Annotated in this window: 14 protein-coding genes, 1 tRNA gene and 1 CRISPR repeat array (1 of these 16 running past the window's edge); of the genes, 14 read left to right on the forward strand and 1 reads right to left on the reverse strand. The window is 61.3% G+C overall.

Annotated elements, in window-relative coordinates:
• Positions 1–234 precede the first annotated feature (234 nt).
• The 9 genes from ACYQ6J_RS11010 (at position 235) to ACYQ6J_RS11050 (ending at position 11,307) form a co-directional block, all read left to right on the forward strand.
• Positions 235–2,583 carry a hypothetical protein gene (locus ACYQ6J_RS11010; RefSeq protein ID WP_460184236.1) on the forward strand — a complete coding sequence of 783 codons (2,349 nt, stop codon included), beginning with the start codon at positions 235–237 and terminating at the stop codon, positions 2,581–2,583.
• A gap of 205 nt (positions 2,584–2,788) precedes the next feature.
• Entirely contained in the window at positions 2,789–3,826 is a 1,038-nt protein-coding gene (locus ACYQ6J_RS11015) for a D-2-hydroxyacid dehydrogenase (RefSeq protein WP_460184237.1), read from the forward strand.
• A 480-nt stretch (positions 3,827–4,306) separates the two neighbouring features.
• Positions 4,307–4,567: a hypothetical protein gene (locus tag ACYQ6J_RS11020; protein ID WP_460184238.1), complete on the forward strand. Its 261-nt coding sequence runs from the start codon at positions 4,307–4,309 to the stop codon at positions 4,565–4,567.
• Complete coding sequence (locus tag ACYQ6J_RS11025) at positions 4,564–5,130, forward strand: hypothetical protein (RefSeq protein ID WP_460184239.1); 567 nt, start codon at positions 4,564–4,566, stop codon at positions 5,128–5,130. The genes ACYQ6J_RS11020 and ACYQ6J_RS11025 overlap by 4 nt, the downstream gene beginning before the upstream one ends.
• 12 nt (positions 5,131–5,142) lie before the next feature.
• A complete protein-coding gene (locus ACYQ6J_RS11030) occupies positions 5,143–5,427 on the forward strand; it encodes a hypothetical protein (protein WP_460184240.1) in 285 nt (94 codons plus the stop codon).
• A 285-nt stretch (positions 5,428–5,712) separates the two neighbouring features.
• On the forward strand, positions 5,713–6,540 hold the full coding sequence (locus ACYQ6J_RS11035; RefSeq protein WP_460184241.1) for a hypothetical protein: 828 nt from the start codon (positions 5,713–5,715) through the stop codon (positions 6,538–6,540).
• 704 nt (positions 6,541–7,244) lie between these two features.
• Positions 7,245–8,834, forward strand: coding sequence for an AAA family ATPase (locus ACYQ6J_RS11040; protein WP_460184242.1), 1,590 nt, complete (start codon positions 7,245–7,247; stop codon positions 8,832–8,834).
• Between the two features lie 16 nt (positions 8,835–8,850).
• Positions 8,851–9,339, forward strand: a complete 489-nt coding sequence (locus ACYQ6J_RS11045) for a hypothetical protein (protein ID WP_460184243.1) — start codon at positions 8,851–8,853, stop codon at positions 9,337–9,339.
• A 747-nt stretch (positions 9,340–10,086) separates the two neighbouring features.
• Entirely contained in the window at positions 10,087–11,307 is a 1,221-nt protein-coding gene (locus ACYQ6J_RS11050; protein ID WP_460184244.1) for a tyrosine-type recombinase/integrase, read from the forward strand.
• Between the two features lie 184 nt (positions 11,308–11,491).
• Here ACYQ6J_RS11050 and ACYQ6J_RS11055 read toward each other — a convergent pair.
• Positions 11,492–11,564 (reverse strand) — tRNA-Ile (locus ACYQ6J_RS11055).
• 562 nt (positions 11,565–12,126) lie between these two features.
• On the opposite strand from ACYQ6J_RS11055, the gene ACYQ6J_RS11060 reads away from it, so the two are divergent.
• The 5 genes from ACYQ6J_RS11060 to cas1 all read left to right on the forward strand — a co-directional run bounded on the left by ACYQ6J_RS11060 (position 12,127) and on the right by cas1 (position 15,629).
• Positions 12,127–12,327 (forward strand): hypothetical protein, encoded by a 201-nt coding sequence (locus ACYQ6J_RS11060; RefSeq protein ID WP_460184245.1) that lies wholly within the window; start codon positions 12,127–12,129, stop codon positions 12,325–12,327.
• A gap of 94 nt (positions 12,328–12,421) precedes the next feature.
• Positions 12,422–12,769 carry a hypothetical protein gene (locus tag ACYQ6J_RS11065; RefSeq protein ID WP_460184246.1) on the forward strand — a complete coding sequence of 116 codons (348 nt, stop codon included), beginning with the start codon at positions 12,422–12,424 and terminating at the stop codon, positions 12,767–12,769.
• Positions 12,766–12,933: a hypothetical protein gene (locus ACYQ6J_RS11070; RefSeq protein WP_460184247.1), complete on the forward strand. Its 168-nt coding sequence runs from the start codon at positions 12,766–12,768 to the stop codon at positions 12,931–12,933. The genes ACYQ6J_RS11065 and ACYQ6J_RS11070 overlap by 4 nt, the downstream gene beginning before the upstream one ends.
• Before the next feature lie 143 nt (positions 12,934–13,076).
• Complete coding sequence (locus ACYQ6J_RS11075; protein WP_460184248.1) at positions 13,077–14,576, forward strand: reverse transcriptase domain-containing protein; 1,500 nt, start codon at positions 13,077–13,079, stop codon at positions 14,574–14,576.
• A gap of 24 nt (positions 14,577–14,600) precedes the next feature.
• Positions 14,601–15,629: a CRISPR-associated endonuclease Cas1 gene (gene cas1 / locus ACYQ6J_RS11080; RefSeq protein ID WP_460184249.1), complete on the forward strand. Its 1,029-nt coding sequence runs from the start codon at positions 14,601–14,603 to the stop codon at positions 15,627–15,629.
• 727 nt (positions 15,630–16,356) lie between these two features.
• Positions 16,357–16,571: direct repeats of the CRISPR family, unit length 37 nt; unit sequence GTGCTAAAGGGGCTTGGCCGAGAAGGGCCATTGAAAC (it continues 357 nt past the right edge of the window).

Raw genomic sequence — 16,571 nt, forward strand, 5'->3', positions numbered from 1 at the left:
CTCGAAGCCGGATATGCGATTGAACCGGCAGCGAAGCCTTGCCCATCTATCCCGACCGCCCTATAACCCCGTCCGCAGGGTGTGACATTCACTTTCAAGCGAGTTTTTTGTACGGTTCGCCAAGCGATTCGCCACTAATACCAAAGGGGAGATCTACGCCACTTCCCTAACGGAATCGCCGACTCGCACTTTTGCCCCCCAGGGCAAACCTATTCCGTCGGACACGAGGTTGCCATGCGACTGACTTTGCGAACCATGCTGGCCTATCTGGACGACATCCTCGAACCGGAGGACGCCGCCGACATCGGTCGAAAAATCGAGGAAAGCGAAGTCGCCAAGACGCTCGTCCGCCGCATTCGGGAGATCACGCGGCGACTCCGCATCGGGGTGCCGCCCGTCTTGGACGACAAACCGCCGCTCGATCCGAACACCACGGCCGAATACCTCGACAATACGTTGCCGCCCGACCGCGTGGCCGATTTTGAAAAGGCCTGCCTGGAAAACGACACGCTATTGGCCGAAGTTGCGGCGTGCCATCAGATACTTTCCATCGTACTGGGCGAACCGGCGGAAGTCCCTCCCGCCACCCGCGACGCCATGTACCGGTTGCTCGGAACCGTCAAGGAACCGACCGAGAAAGACATCGTTCGATCGCTATTTCAGGAAGACGGCGGCGAATCCGAAGCGAAAGCTTCGCCCGAGGAGGCGGCACTCGCTCCTCCGCCCGATCGTCCCGCGGCGGCGATCGACCCCTTCGTGCCGGGCACCACGGAAGCCGACCGCTGGCGGTGGTTCTTCCCGGCCCTCATTGCGGTGGCTTTGGTCGGTACGTTGGTCGTGGTCGGAATGTGGCTCTACCGGACCCAATTCTCCGGCAGGCCCGGTTTCCTGAGCAATCCGGAAACCGCGATGGTGTCTCCCGACGAGGGTGCGGCACGTGTTAGCCCGCCGGAAACTTCGAACCAAGATAACACCGCGAACCGGCAATCCAATCAAGGCGCGGCGCCGGAGTCCCCCGCGGAACAAGGCCCGGCCGGTCCTGCTGCGGCCGGCCCCACGCCGCCGTTGCCCGACCCAAGCTCCCATTCCTCGAACGCATCCAGCGGTTCGTCCGCCCAGGCTCCCCCTCCTTCAGAACGGCCTGATCAGGGAGCCTCGACTCCCTCGCCCATGGAGCCGGGCGACGGCGTCCCCGAACCCCGACCGGACGCATCCGTTCCGCCGGAGCAAGGCGTCCCATCCGCCGCCACTCCCCAACCCGCCGGGCCGGCGCAGGAACAATCCCCGGAACCTCCCGTCGGGATGCGCCCGCTGCCCCCCACGCAACCGTCCGACCTCCCGCAAGTGATCCAACAACCGGGTTCAACCGAGTCGCCCGCTGTGCCGCCCAATCCGCTTCCCAGCACCGATTCCGCGCCTCTGCCTCCGGAACCGGTTGGAGAGTTCGCTCCCGAAGGTCGGTTGCCGCAAATGCTTTTCCGCATGCTGGGCAACACGGGAAACTTTCAGCCCGTCCCGGCTTCCGAAAAACTCAATAGCTACGAGCGATATTTCGTCCCGCCCGGTTTTCGTGCCCGAGTCCTCATGCCGGGCGTGGAAGTGATCGGCATCGGCCCGCTGTTCTTCGAGATTCTGTCCACCGACGCCGCCGGTTCCAACGGCTTAGGACTGAGTTATGGAAGAATGATCTTGAACGCCCGGGCGGAGGCCGGCGGCGACCTGATCGGCCCTCCTACCCTGCGCTTGAAGTTCGGCAATATCTCCGGCCTCTTACAGTTGCGTGACAACTCCTCGGTCGGCCTGGATGTGACCCGCGAAGACGCAGTCCCCAACGATCCCGAGACGCAACCGGTCCCTTGGATCGTGGACCTTTACGTCCTAGCCGGAGAAGTGGTGTGGGGCGATTCCGATCACTCGCGCCCGATGGCCTTGGTGCCCCAGGTTCAAGTGCGATTGTCGGAACGGGAACTGCGCACCGTTCCCCTGGCCGGTCCCGTGGCTTGGCTGAACCCGCCTCTCTCGGCGGAGCGTCTGCTAGAGGAAAACGCGATGGGGCTTGTGGCCGACGCTCTGGCGGGCAACGCCAAACCTCCGCTCATGGTGCTCGAGGAACTGGCGGGCCATCGCCAGCAGGAAGTCGCCTGGTTGGCGCAGCGCACCTTGGCCTTTCTGCGATTTCCCGGCCCATTGTGGCGAAGCCTCGACGATCCCGCCGCCAAAGCCCGCTGGACGCAAAGCATCGAACAATTGCTCACCGTGGTTCGCCAATCGCCGCAAGCGGCGGCGGCCGTCCGTGCCGCTGCGGAAACCGAGTTCGGCGAGCGGGGACCACTGCTGTACGCCTTGCTTTGGAAATACGGGGCGACGCTCGATAAGCTGCAAGCCGCCGAATTGATCCAACTCTTGGAACACGACAACTTGGCCGTGCGCGTGCTGGCCTTTTGGAACCTCCGCCGCGTGACGGGCGTCACCCTGAACTACGAGCCTAGCGCCGTACCCGTCGAACGCCAACGCGCCATCCGCCTGTGGAAGACCCGCTTGGAAGGCCCGGCGGGACTGCCGAACGTATCCGGTCGCACCTAGCGCCCGTCGGAGCGACCTGAGAGTATTTCCCGCCGCCCATCCCCCTTTGCCGAAAAGCCCCACCGCCGTAGTCTGAAGACTGCGGCCGAAGGCACCCCCAATCCGATTTCCTCGGTCGGTTTCACGGTTAGCCGGGCACGCCTGCGCCCGACTCGCAGGGGTCCGGGGAATGCACAACCCTCGGCACCGCGAAGCTTCCTTCTGCATGATCAGTCTCGCCCCGTACAAAGGTCACGCCATGCGGATCGTCTTGTGTTTTCCCAACGAAGAACGGCAGCGACGTCGAATTGCGGAGGCCGCGCCCTGGGCCGAGGTGGCCGACGTACCGCAAGAGCGAATCGCCGAGGAGTTGCTTCACGCCGACATCTTTTGCGGCCATGCCAAGGTGCCCGTGGACTGGAACGCCGTGGTACAACGCGGCCGACTGCGTTGGATTCAATCATCCGCCGCCGGGATGGATCATTGCCTGGTACCGCCCGTCATCGCATCCAATATCGTGGTGACCAGCGCTTCCGGGGTCTTGGCCGACCAAGTATCGGAACATACCACCGCTCTGATCACGGCCTGGCTTCGCAGTCTGCCCGTCTTTTTCGCGGCCCAAAAGAAGCATGAGTTCATCCGCCGTCCCACCCGAGATTTGCATCACAGCACGATTCTAATCGTGGGCTTCGGCGGCGTGGGGCGCCGCTTGGCGCAGGTCTTGCGCGTCTTCAAAACGCGCCTTTGGGCCGTGGACCTGTTCCCTGTGGATAAGCCGGAGTACGTCGAACGATTGCTGCCGCCGAGCGAGTTGCCTTCCCTGCTGCCGGACGCCGACCTGGTGATTTTGGCCTTGCCGCTCAACGCCTCCACATTCCACGCCTTCGGCGCCGAGCAATTCGCCCGCATGAAGCCGGGATCCCTCTTCGTCAACGTCGCCCGGGGAGCCATCACGGTCACGGAAGACCTGGTCGCCGCCTTGCAAAACGGTCCCATCGCCGGCGCCGTCATGGATGTGACCGATCCGGAACCGTTGCCGCCGGGTCATCCCTTGTGGGACTTTCCCAACGTCATCATCACCCCGCACGTGGGCGGTCAATGCGCGTCCCGCGCCGACGACATCACGCGACTGTTCTGCGAGAATCTTCGCCGTTGGCACGAGGGACGCCCGCTGATCAACCTGATCACGGACAAGCAGGCGGGCTTTCCGTTTCGGGACGGCCATACTCCGCTTTGGATCGACGTCTGCGACTCGATCTCCTGACGACGGTCCGGTTACCATGCCGCACCTCCCGCCGCCGATCGAGCGTCCCGCCAAAAACGCGAGTCGGCACCGCCGAACTCACAGCGAGAGTCTTGCCCAATACCGGGACACGAAACCCCGAAAGTCCCGATACCTCGAGCTTGTCCGCGTCCCACCCGACGCCTCGAGACGGCGCGTCTCGTCATAAACCGTGTTGCCGGACGCCCCGCACATCCGTTTGATCCTTCAAAAAGGCCGGATCAAACCATCCCCGAAAAGTGCCGAATAGGCCCGGAGGGATTCGAACCCCCGACCAAGGGATTATGAGTCCCCTGCTTACTTTCACAAGTAGCTTAAAATACAGCACTTACAAATAGCATATTCCTTGGTTGCACTCATGGTTGCACCTGTTTTTCCCCGGCGATACTTCGCTATAATCGGGTTAGACGGCGACTCAGCGGCCTTGTAACGGGGCAAAAACGGTTCATGGAGGTTAGGGCGATGCGAATGGTTTACGTTTGCAAGTGTTGCGGCAAGGAGTTGTACGACGCCGACGTTCGGCGGCTGCCGGAGGGTGCGTATGTCGAGCTTGAGGAATCCGAGTTGGTTCGCTTCCGCCAACGGCTCCAAGAGGTGAAGAACTCCGGCGGCGAAAACTTGAAAGAAGTCGAAGACGTGGTTCGGGCTTGGCGCGGCGAAGCCGCTCCCAGCGAGGACATTTTCGCCAATGCGATCCGTGGATTCCGAGGGGGTGAACAATGAGCATACTGAGTCGGTTGAGTCCGTTTGAAACTCCCACGTGGTTCGAGCCGCAACTCCGGCAGCGAGTCGAAAAGTGGAACGCTTCCCTGGCCGAAGCCCAGGCCCTGGAGCAAAAACTTTACTCCCTGCAACAGGAAGTCAAGTCGAGTTTCTCGGCAGCGAAGGCGGCAAGCCTCCAAAAGACGGCGATGGCCTTCTTGGAGGCCGCCAACAGGATTTTGGCCGAGCATCGCGAGGTCGCCGACGCAATCAACGCGGCACGGAAGACAGCGATTCAACAGGAAAAAGACACGCTCGATTTTGTGATCGCGGAGACGGCGGCGAAGCTGGCCCACGTTCTTGAAATCCCCGTCCCGGAGGAAAAGACGGCCGCGCACGCCGCGTTGAAGATGGCCGCGGAGCTAAGCCCCGCGGTGGCGAGACAACGGCATACCGTGGACAAACTCCGCGAGACTGCCGGCCACGCGACCGGGTGGACGCTCGTTCGGTCATACGTCGCCGCCGACCTGGCGAAGGCGGCCAAAGAGCTTATGCCGGTTTGTTCGGTTAGTTTCACGAGATGAAACGGCTGCCCCATGATTCGCGACAACCGCGGTAGATTCGTCCAGGGAGGCCCCGGAGGCCCCGGGAGGCCGAAGAAGCGTTACGGGGCCGTAGAGCTACGCAAGGCCGTCCTGCAGGCTGTTACGCCCGAAGAATTGGCCTCGATAGTCCGAGTGTTGTTCTCGCGTGCGATGGAAGGCGACGTTGCGGCGGCCAGGGAGGTTTTGAACCGCGTCCTAGGCCCGCCGGTAGAGGTGGATTTGGTGGAGCGGCTCGAGGAATTGGAGAACGCCATCTATGGCCAGGCTTCGCGATAGGCTGCAGCGCATCGAGCGGCTTGCCCCAAAACCCGGCGAACCGGACCATTACCACGTTATGAATGAGGGCGAGGCCGATCCGACCGAGGATTGTGAGTTATGTAAGGCCGGGCATGTTGCCGTTCTGTTTGTCCAGCGTGTTGTCAGATCGCCGGAGGATGGTAAAAAGTAGTTAACTCTCATTGTGCCGGGGCGGGCTAGGGTTCGCGGCCCGAATACCGTATCCCCAACGGCCGCCCGCCCTCTATCTTTTTGGGGAATCTCGCTCATGCGAAAGGGGATCGCATGTCTACTGGTAAGCGCGAATACTTGGTTGTATTCAATGATTGGCTTGCGTGGTTATCGTCTTGCTTGTCGCAAATTACTCAAGTCTTTCGCAACGGTGACGACGCCGAACTGAAGACGCTGATTCGCAAACTCTCGGCTGAACAAGCGGGGTGGGCGGTAAAACTCCCGAGGATGCGCGAAGAGTTTGAGGAGCTAGCAAAAGCCGACCCCGAGGCCGCAGTGCGAATATGTTCGGAACTATGGCTGACGTTCACCGGGCGCACTCTACCCATGTCTAAATCGCAGCTACACGCGGAGGCAGTTGAGCTAGGCTTTCCGGCGGATTCGGTGGACAAACTCGCGGATGAAACCATCATCGTTTACGTCATGGAAAAATGGTTCGAACGGCACATGATCCGTGAACCATTGCAACGATACGCGCTAGCGGCAGGGGTCCCCGCAGAGAAGATCGCGGCCATCGAAGACCCGATGTTGCTTGCGGCTTACCTCGAAAAGATGCCCGCCGCGGCTGAGACTGGGCAGCGGCAAGGCCAAGACGCCGGAAATACTCAGCCGAAGGTGGACATTAGGGACTACATACCGGCGACTGTGGCGGCACGACAAAAGTTCATGAACTACAAGCAATTCAAGCGATGGCTCGATGGCGTGCCCAATGACGTCATTCGGCGGTGTAGGCCGAGTCGCAACCGGCTCTTGGTCCACGCAGGGGACTGGGCTAACTATTGGAAAGCCCGCGACGATGACTATTGGAAGAAAATCGACTACCTGGTTGCAAGGCGACGCGGCGGGAAGCCAATACTACTGGAACCCGGTGGCCGCGAATAGGGCCGCTACTCCCGCGCTACTCCCGCAGTTAGTCCCGCCACACTAGGCCCCGCACGCTGTTTTTCGCGGGGTTTTTTTATTCGTCTAGTCCCGCGATTACACACCTCGTCTGTGGTCCTCCTACATTGCAGTGTGGTTTCACGCAAGGAGAGACGCATGGACCTTCAAGATGAGATGTTGTCGTCGGCCGAGCTTGCGAGGCGGCTTCGCGTGTCCCGTCGGACGATCTTTCGTTTACTGGCCAGCGGAAGATTGCCGGAGCCGACCCGATTGAGCGCGCGGACGCTCCGATGGCGCTGGCAGGCTGTACGAGACTTTTTGGATCGCAGTGGGAAGCGGCAGAAATCACGAGGAGGCGACCGTGGCTGAACGGTTAGTTCGTCTTCGCCAGCCGGCGACACAAACCCGGGTGCCCGTCCTTGTGGTCTGTTGGCCTCCGGTGCGCGAAGGCGCCCCTTGGTTGGTTGAGGTCCGCGCGCCGCGGGGTTTTGTCACTGCAAGAGTCGTCTCGCCTCCAATCGCGAACCTCGACGATCCGCGGGCGGAACTGCTGGGCGAGCGGTTTGTTGCGCAGCGGATTCCTCAGAATATGCGAGAACTACTGCTGCCGGGTGCGGTTGTCGCATCGGAGAACCTCCGCCCCACAGTACCAAGCGAATTCCTCGATTCACAACGAGCCACGGCCTTGATACGGGGTTTAGTTCATGCATAAAACGCAACCGGCGACAATCATCGCAACCGCGCGCAAGGACGCCCGGATATCGGTCACCCTCAAAGGTGGACACCTTCCCACGCCCGTCACCCGTTCTGTTCCATCGAATGATCGAACGGCTTGGCGGGAACTCGCCCAAAGGCTATTCGAGCGGTACGGCATCCCGAAGGGTGACACGCTCAACACGCTTCAAGAGGCGATCATAGAGGCGAAGGCGCGGAATGGGGACGGTCACCCGGCGGAGGCCTCGGTTGAAGCCCGGCCCGGCGCAGAATTGGAGAGTGATTTTCAACCGATCATCGTCAAGCTTGAGGAGGTGGCGGCGACCCCAGTGGAATGGCTCTGGCCGAAGCGCATTCCGTTAGGCCGGCTCACACTCCTGGTCGGCAAGCCGGGCCAGGGCAAGAGCTTTCTGACGTGTGACCTTGCGGCCCGTGTGACCACCGGGACGCCTTGGCCGGACGGCTCGCCGTGTCAGAAGGGTTCGGTTTTGATACTCACGATGGAAGATGACCCGGCGGATACCATCCGCCCTAGGCTTGACGCCATGCACGCGGACGTTGCGCGGGTGCGGGTGTTGAAGGGAATGGTCCGCCGGGACGCGGACGGCTCACGCCGGGAGCGCGGCCTAACGTTGGCCGATCTAGCCGTGATCGAAAAGGCCCTGGATGATGTGCCTGACTGCCGGCTGCTGATTATTGACCCAGTGGGCGACTTTCTCGGCTTGCGGGTTGATTCGCATCGTGATAACGAGGTTCGATCGGTTCTTGCGCCCCTCGGCGAAATGGCCCGGCGGCGCAAGGTTGCCGTCCTGGTGGTCGTGCACCGCCGGAAATCCACGGGCGACGGCGGGGCCGATGAAGCGGTCATGGGGTCAAGAGGGTTCACGGGCATCGCCCGGAGTGTGTGGCATGTATCGCGGGACGCTGACGACAAACAGCGGCGGCTGTTCCTTGCCGGAAAACAAAACCTATCCGAGGAGTCGCCCGGCTTGGCGTTCCGTATTGTGGGCGAACCACCTCGCGTTGAATGGGACCGGGAACCCGTCAACATGACGGCTGACGAGGCGCTGGAACGGGAGCGGCAGGCATCCCGGCCAGGACCGGAAGCCGACGCCCAGGAAGATGCCAAAGCGTTTCTGTTGGCGGCTCTGAGCGGCGGCCCACGGCTGGCTAAGGATGTTACGCGAGAATGGACCGAAGCCCATTGCGGAAGCGACAAGACCCTACAGCGGGCAAAGAATGCGGTTGGAATCGTCTCATACCGTCCGGAGAACCCCGGCCCGTGGTGGTGGCGCTTGCCCGACAGGGCAGACGGTCAAGCACGTAGCCAAGGCGCCCTAACACAAATAACCTGGCCATCTGGTCCGTCTGCGTTAAATAACGGGGTTTCAGAGCATTCCAGGGGGGCACATGGTCAAGATGGCCACGTTATAGGAGAACCTGGCCATGTGCCCAATGACCCCGAACCCGCAGCCACCAAAAACCACGCGCCTGCGCTCCCCGGAATCGACCCGGAAGAGGTCAACCGGCGATTGGTGGAAGCGGCGGAAGCCGACGGCGAAGTTTGGGTGGAGTTCTGACGACCGGAGGGCGGTTATGGACTCAAGGCAAATAAGCACCCTGGACCCTGGCAATCACTTGGCGACCATGCCGGAAAGCCACCAGTACTTCCTACACTGGCTCAACCGCCCTGGCGTCAAGGTGGCATGGGAAAGCGGCAAACTTCGGCTTGGCGTGAGGCCCGGGGCGTTGACGGCTGGCGAAGTGGCGACCTTGCTTGAGCACAAAGAGGAAGTGGGCGGCTGGCTGCTTTTGCACAAACTTTGGGAGGCTGGTTTCCGGCTTCGGCTGGAGCCGAGCCGATCCGGCCCGGGATACGTTTTGATTCCCATCGGTCAACCGGCCCAACCGGTAGACTTCCCGACCCTTTTCGAGTTGTACGACACTTTCCACGACGCGGCCGTATGCCTGCTGCTGGACGTGTGCCGGCTACTCAAGATTGACCCCGTGGACTGGCCAAAGGCTGCGGAAAGGCTTGTAGGGGAATTGGCCCGGCAAGCTCAAGAAGGAGAGTTGACGCCATGAGAACATCTGCACGCAAAGATACTTCCCCGCTAACATTCCGTGACTTCCAAGAGGCCGTGAGCTGGATACTCCTAGAAGGTTTCCGGCTGGAAAACAAACCTAACGGGAAGGTGGGCGTATGGCACGCCCTCCCCGGCGGAAGGACGGTCACCCAAGAAATCTTGGACGCCCTGGAACCGTTTTCACGGGAACTTCGTCGCCGGTTGAAGAAACCCCGCGGTTGGCCAAGGGGCGTTGACTTGCCTCCCTGGTGGTCAGACATTGCCCTGAGTTTCAAGATCACGCGGGCGAGGGCGTCAGAATGCCCGGAATGCGCTTTCCCCGTGGCCGTGCTCATCGGATTCGATGGATATGACGCATGGCACTGCCCGCAATGCGGCGTGCATTTGATGCCACGGAATGGTGGGAACACGCGACCGGCGGAGACCCCTACGTAGCGGGGTGTTCGCGGCCAAGTGTGCCGGATTCTGTGCCGCGCGGATGATGACCGGTTTCGCAAGTAGTCCTATTTGCGGCACTTATGGTTTTGGGTTCGAGTCGTGTGCCGACCATAGCGGACCGCGAAACTGCAACGGGGCAAGATTCGACCAGCGGCGGTTGGCAATTCAGAGTTCCAGTCGCAACGTGCCCGCGGTATCATGACGCGGAAGCGTGGGCGGGATAGGGGACGCCCGACAAGCCGCCGTACCCCCGGCTTCCCGCCCGCGGCTTCTCTTGGGGTACTGCAAGCACTCAAGGGGTGCCGGTATGGCGTTCATCTTCAAGAAGACGCTGATTCGCTGGACATACCAAGGGGAGCGGATTACAGCCGCGAAGGCAAAGCGGCTCGCCGGGCGGGGGAAGCCAGTCGAGAAAGTGAAGGAGCTATCCCGCAAGTGGTACATTCGGCTTCGGCTTCCCAACGGTCGAGTGAGAGAGTTCGCGGGGTTCACGGATAAGAGGGCTACGCTGTCCTATGCGGCGGAGTTGGAGCGGGACGCGGAGCGACTGGCGTCCGGTCTAACTAGGCCCTCAGACAAGCTTCTACGCGATGCCGTGGGCGACCACCTGGACGAGTTCCGCCGTGATCTGGAGGCAAAGGGGAGGAGCCGCGATCACGTAAGCCGGACACTCTCGCGAATCCGCAAGGTATTCTCTCTCGCCAATATCGAGGCCCTGGGCGATATACGCCCGCAAGCCATCCTGGACGCCGTTCTGTCGCTGGAAGTGGGTACGGAGACACGAAACCACCACCTAGTGGCGTGCAAGGCGTTCTCGCGGTGGTTGTGGAGGAGCGGCAGGCTGGCCGATGATCCGTTGGCCGGGTTATCGAGGTGGAACGCCGAAGTGGATCGGCGGATTCGGCGACGGGTCTTATCCGTGGATGAGTTGGGCCGACTGGTTGGAGCCGCGGAGCAAAGCCGATGGGTCTTCCGGGGACTGACGGGGCCGGATAGGGCGGCCTTATACTTGCTGGCCGGCTACTCCGGCCTGCGGGCCGCCGAGCTTGCAAGCCTCACTCGCGGGGCGTTATCCATCGAAACCGACCAGCCGACGGTCACGGTGGAGGCGGCCTATGCGAAGAACAAGCGGCAAGACGTTGTGCCGCTTCCCGAGAACGTTGCCGAATATCTGCGGCAGTGGTTGAGCACCCGGCCCACGGTTCCAGTCCCGACGGTAAGACTCTGGCCCGGGACGTGGTTCACGCGGGCGGCTCGAATGATCGCGCACGACCTACGGGATGCCGGAATCCCGCCCGAGACTGAAGCCGGGCGTCTGGACTTCCATTCGCTCCGGGGGACCTACGCGACACTTTTGGCGCGGGTTGGAGTCAACCTCCAAACAGCCCAGGCACTCATGCGGCATTCGGACCCGAAGTTAACGGCCCGGACCTATACCAAACTCGGCGTTACCGACCTGGGCGAGACTGTTCGGAAACTAGCCGTCGCTGTCCCTCGCCACGATCAAAAGAAGGCCGCCGACGACTAGGGTAATACTACCACGGTAATGGTTGCACTCATGGTTGCACTTCTTGTGTTCCCTAATAGGCTTTTTCTGTCCCTAACTGTCATAATTGGCATTACGACACTTTTGGACTGTGGCGCAACACAAAACCCCGCGAAATCAACGCTTAAGCGTGAAATCACGGGGTTCACAGTGTTAACTGTGCCAATAGGCCCGGAGGGATTCGAACCCCCGACCAAGGGATTATGAGTCCCCTGCTCTCACCGCTGAGCTACGGGCCCAAAGCGTATTGGAATCCGCCCCGGGAGATATGGCTGCGGTCCTGATCGCAAAGCAGCACGAAGCGATCCATCCGAGGAGCGATCGAGTACCCGCCCTTCGCGTGCCATGCGGCGGCCCCGTTCTTTCCGGACGCTCGCCCCGCAGCACGACCCGCCGGGTGTCCGACGCCGCCCGCGTTTCGGATCAAGCGGCAACGCCACGGTTCAGCCTATCAAACCGGCATCACCGCGTCCAGACTCGCCGGCTGGTGCGCCCCGCGGCTGACCTCACGAACATCCGTGCGACCACGGCGCGGAAGCGGGATTCGATGCAAGGGACCGCCGGCGACGGCCTCGGCGCGAGCCCCGGGGTTCATCGGGAGCCTCGGGCGTCAGCCCGAGGCGTCTCGGCGCCACCCAAGATTCGCCACCGGCCCACGCCGGCGGCTCGTGAGGGGCGGTCACGAGGAATAGAGGAATATCGGGACAATCAAGCTGTTATCCGCCGACGGCGCCGTTCGTACTCTCTTCAATGGTGAGCCGCCGAGGGCACGGCTCTGGGACGCAAGAACGGAGTGATTCCATGACGCATTCGACGACGGAAACGATGCGAGCGGACGCCAATCCCATCGACGCGAATCAGAGTGCCGGCGTGTCGTGGGACACGGCCGAAATGACAAGCGTCGCGTTGCTGCTGGGATCGCTGGTTTTGATCCTGTTGTTTCCCCTGCTGTTGCTGGGAATCGTGATTTGGGTGGGTCGCGGACCCGGTCGGCCGGATTGATGCGGCCAAAACCGCGTTATGGACGCGCGGCGGAAGCCGTAAGAATCCCAGGGCGTTTCTCGGGCAGTCCCTCGGAGCACGATCGAGAGAAGCCATGCCGTTCATTATCGCTTACGATATTTGCCATCCCCGTCGCCTTGCGCGCGTGGCTCGACGATTGGAGAAGCGTGCGTTGCGCCTACAGAAGTCGGTCTTTTGGTTCGACGGCTCCTGCGAAGAGGCCCGTCGCGTCTTAGATTCCGCGGCCGAAGCCATCGATTGGGAGTCGGACTGCATACAGGCCTGGATGTTGCACTCCCAAGAATCCGCTCAGGGGCAGGTTCGAGGCGTCAACATCCCGCTGGAACCCGCCGCCGCCGTGCTGGGAGAGGCATCGCCCCGACTGGTGGCCGAGCGCCGACGCTCTCCGCGGAAGAAGACCGGAACGAGACATTCGCCATGACGCTTTCCTTGCTTGCCGCTATCACCGAACTGCTCGGGTTGGGGGTGGGGTTGTATCTGCACATCGCCAAGGTCCACGGCCTGTTCGCCGTCACATGCCTCGCGGCGATCTACCGCCGACTGAGCAAGCTGCGCGTGATGTCGTCCGTGATGGGAAAGGCCTGAAAGGAGGTCCCCGTCTTCGTGTCCGCGAACGGGAAGCCGCGGCGTCCGCGGCGAGCGGCTAGCCAAACATCGGTTGCGCCCTTCCGGAATTCTACGGTGCGGCGCGAGAACGCGACGGTTCGAATCACTGGGAGCATGTAGCCATGTCAACGGTCGGAAAAGACCTCGTTACGATTCAGGCACACCTTTGTTCCGAGCAAAAGAAGCTCGGGGGGCCCGTGCCCCATCTGACTGCTTGGCTGGTTGATCGCCGAAACCTCAAAGCGGCTTGGCAGCGCGTCAAGGCCGCTCCCGGGGCGGAGTCGCCGGGGCCGGATGGCTTAACTCCGCGGCACGTGAAAAACCCGGACCGTTTTCTCTCCGCCATCGCGGAGGAAATTCTCAAGGGACGATTCCGCCCCTCTCCCTTTCGAACGGTAGAAGTGCCCAAAGGCCCCCATAAGGTCGGAACGCGCACCTTGACCATCCTCAATTTGCGCGACCGAGTCGTTCACACCGCCGTCAAGCAGATCCTGGAACCGCTTTTCGAGCCTACCTTTTCGAGCGCCAGTTACGGATTTCGTCCCGGTCGCTCCGTCGCCGGGGCCGTCGCCGGCGTGGTGCGTGCGCTTTCGGAGCCGGGGAACGCGTTGAGCTACGGTTGCGGCCTGGATATCGCCGACTGTTTCGACCATTTGGACGTCTCCCTGCTCCTCTCCCAGTTGAGTCGCGGCGTTCAAGACTCGGATTTTCTCGGTCTTTTGGAACTCATCCTCGAATCCGGGAGCCGGCGCGTGGGGCTGTGGCATCCCCGGCGCGTGGGCATCCTTCAAGGAAGCCCTCTGTCACCCCTCTTGTGCAACCTCTATCTCGATCCCATCGATCGCGCGATGGCGGCGTATCACGCGTCGCGTTCTCACCAAGCTGACTATTTTCGATACGCAGACGACATTCTCCTCTTGGCCGAGAGTCCCTCCGAACTTCTGGGATCGGTGCGCCGTCTCCATCATTCCTTGCAGGAGAAAGGACTGCGTCTGCGCGAATTCACAACTCCTCTTGCGATCCTGGCCCAAAGCACTTCCTGGATTCTTAACTCGCACGCGGACGTCGTTTCGAGACTTCTTTTCTCATATTCTCCGGTCAAGCACGGCGTCTCGTGGTTGGGCGTCCATATTCGCCCGCGATGCGTGCTCCCCCGCGAGCGAGTCCTGTTCGGATATTACGTTCCCGACTCCAAGATCGCCGACATCCTGGCGGCGGTAGAAGAGATGACCGCTCTTCCGGACATCCGCCTGGAACCGAAAAGCTTCGTCGCTTCCGGATGGATCCGATCGCTCAATCGCCAACTTCGTCAATGGCGTCAAGCCTATATGCACGCCGATAACGCCTACGCTGTCTTTCAGGTCGTCGACGACTTCGTCCAACGGCAAGTGAAACGTCTGTTGAAACATCTCTACAAAATCAGTGCGCGTGAAGTGCACGAGCGATTCTCCCGACGTCTGCCCCGAGGGTTCAGGACCTTCGAGGTGGAAGGTGTGCAACTGGTGACCCTGTCCGCGATGCCGCCGGAACGCCCGGGCAGGCTCATTTACAAGCCCGCCTGGCTCAATGCCCCTGCGCGCGCCGCCAATAACGACGCCGCTCGCGCCCTCGTGCAGGACTGACAAGTCACGCAAGGAGCCTCAGTCATGCGAGTCACGCAACTTGCCTCCCCCATTGCGCACCTTCTGGGGCCGGGAAAACTCCGCATCATCAATGGCCAATTGGCCTACGGACAAGATCAAGCCGGATGCATCCGCCTTCGTCCGGAATCGCTTCGCTACGTGTTTTGCTACGGCGACGTTACCGTGACGGGCGAGGCGATCCGAATGCTCTTCCAAAGAAGAGTCGAATTGGCGTGGTTGACGCCGGGCGGCTTTCGATGCGCCGGCCGAGTCGCCTCCGTAAACCCAGACTCCGGCCTGTTGCGACTGCGGCAATACCACGCCCTCTCGGATGCGCGCTGGTGCCGCAATCGAGCGGCAAGTCTCGTCAGTCGCAAAATCGCCCAAATGCTCGAAGCTGCACGACACTACCAACGCCATCAGAACCCCGAAACCAAGCAACTGATCCGACAATTGACCCAGCTTCAACGCAAAGTCGAATCCACGCCCCCGATCGAAAGCCTCCGCGGGCTGGAGGGCACGGCCTCCGCCGCATGGTTCCGTCTCTTCGCCTCCCGATTGCAGTCGCCGTGGCAATTCAGCGGGCGACGCCGTCGCCCGCCGCCGGATCCGATCAACGCCCTGCTCAGCTTGGGATACACGTGGTTGCTCCGGCAGGTTGAAGCCCGAATTCAAGCGACCGGGTTGGAGTTGACGTTCGGAACCTTGCACGCCTACCGCCCGGGCAGGCCGTCCCTGGCGTGCGACCTCATGGAACCGCATCGCGTGCCCGTCGTCGACCGCTGGGTATTGCGCATTTGCAACCAAAAACGCATCACCCCGGCCGACTTCGATTCCTCGCCGCAAGGCGTCGCTTTGAAGCGGGACCGCTTCGCTGCGATTCTGACCGATTGGCAGGAGTGGTGGAACCAAGGAAAACACGAAGAAAAAGTCCTCGCGACGGTCCGCGACTACATCCGCCGCTTAAACGAGATATCACCGCCCTTCCTGCAAGCGGATGAATTCGAGTCGGCCGCCGGGTCGGACACTTTCGAAACCGAGGAGGTCTCGTGACCCGTTCACGCCGTTGCCGAAAAGCCGCGCCGTGTCCCCTCGCCCCGTTCGTTTGCAAGATGAAGAGGCTCTCAAGCCGACCGAAGTCGATGGCGAGTATCTCGGATGACTGTCTTCGCGGGGGCGAACCTGTGGTGCCGAGCGGCCCCAAAAAGCGGTGCGGCGGCGTCTTGACAAGCGGCGGTTATACCCGAGAAATGCCCCCTCGCGGCGTGAATGAAAATGTTCTTATCCGTCCTCCGAAAGGGTCTGGAGTGCGGCGGCGAAGCTGTCGCTTTCAGAAGCGGCGGCAAGCCGCCGCAGTCCACGGCGAGGCGGCGACCTCTGGGAATGCGGAGGGGGCAGGGCCGGTCGAATCGGGCGGCTCCGTCTCGGCGGTTCCTGAAACCCATGGTCGGGGACATTTCTACTCCTGAGAACCAGGGAACACTTCTCTATTCGTAATAGACAGCGTCTTGACAAGAGAGGATGCACGATTAAGATTAAGCAAGACCCTCAAGGATTTGCCACTATTTAGGGGTGCTGGGTCACGTTGCCCATACCCATATGGAAGGGTGAAAATGCTGGGGGTGTGGGCAAAAACGCAAATACTTGATTATAAACGACTTATGGCGGAGAATTCATTGTTGCACAACATTGCAAGCATGCAAAAATATACCTCTAATGGGAGGGGTGTGGGCAAAACGCGTCGCAAGTCGTTTTGCAGTAAGCACTTCGGAATGGTGCGGTGCTAAAGGGGCTTGGCCGAGAAGGGCCATTGAAACAGACAGGTGTCTCCCTAACTCGGAAATAATTCGGTCGATAGTGCTAAAGGGGCTTGGCCGAGAAGGGCCATTGAAACAACGCCGGAACGTCTTTTCTGTTTTTCCGTACTCTTAAGTGCTAAAGGGGCTTGGCCGAGAAGGGCCATTGAAACCTCCATGACCCACAGGAGGACCTGCC

The sequence above is a fragment of the Thermopirellula anaerolimosa genome (assembly GCF_054657335.1).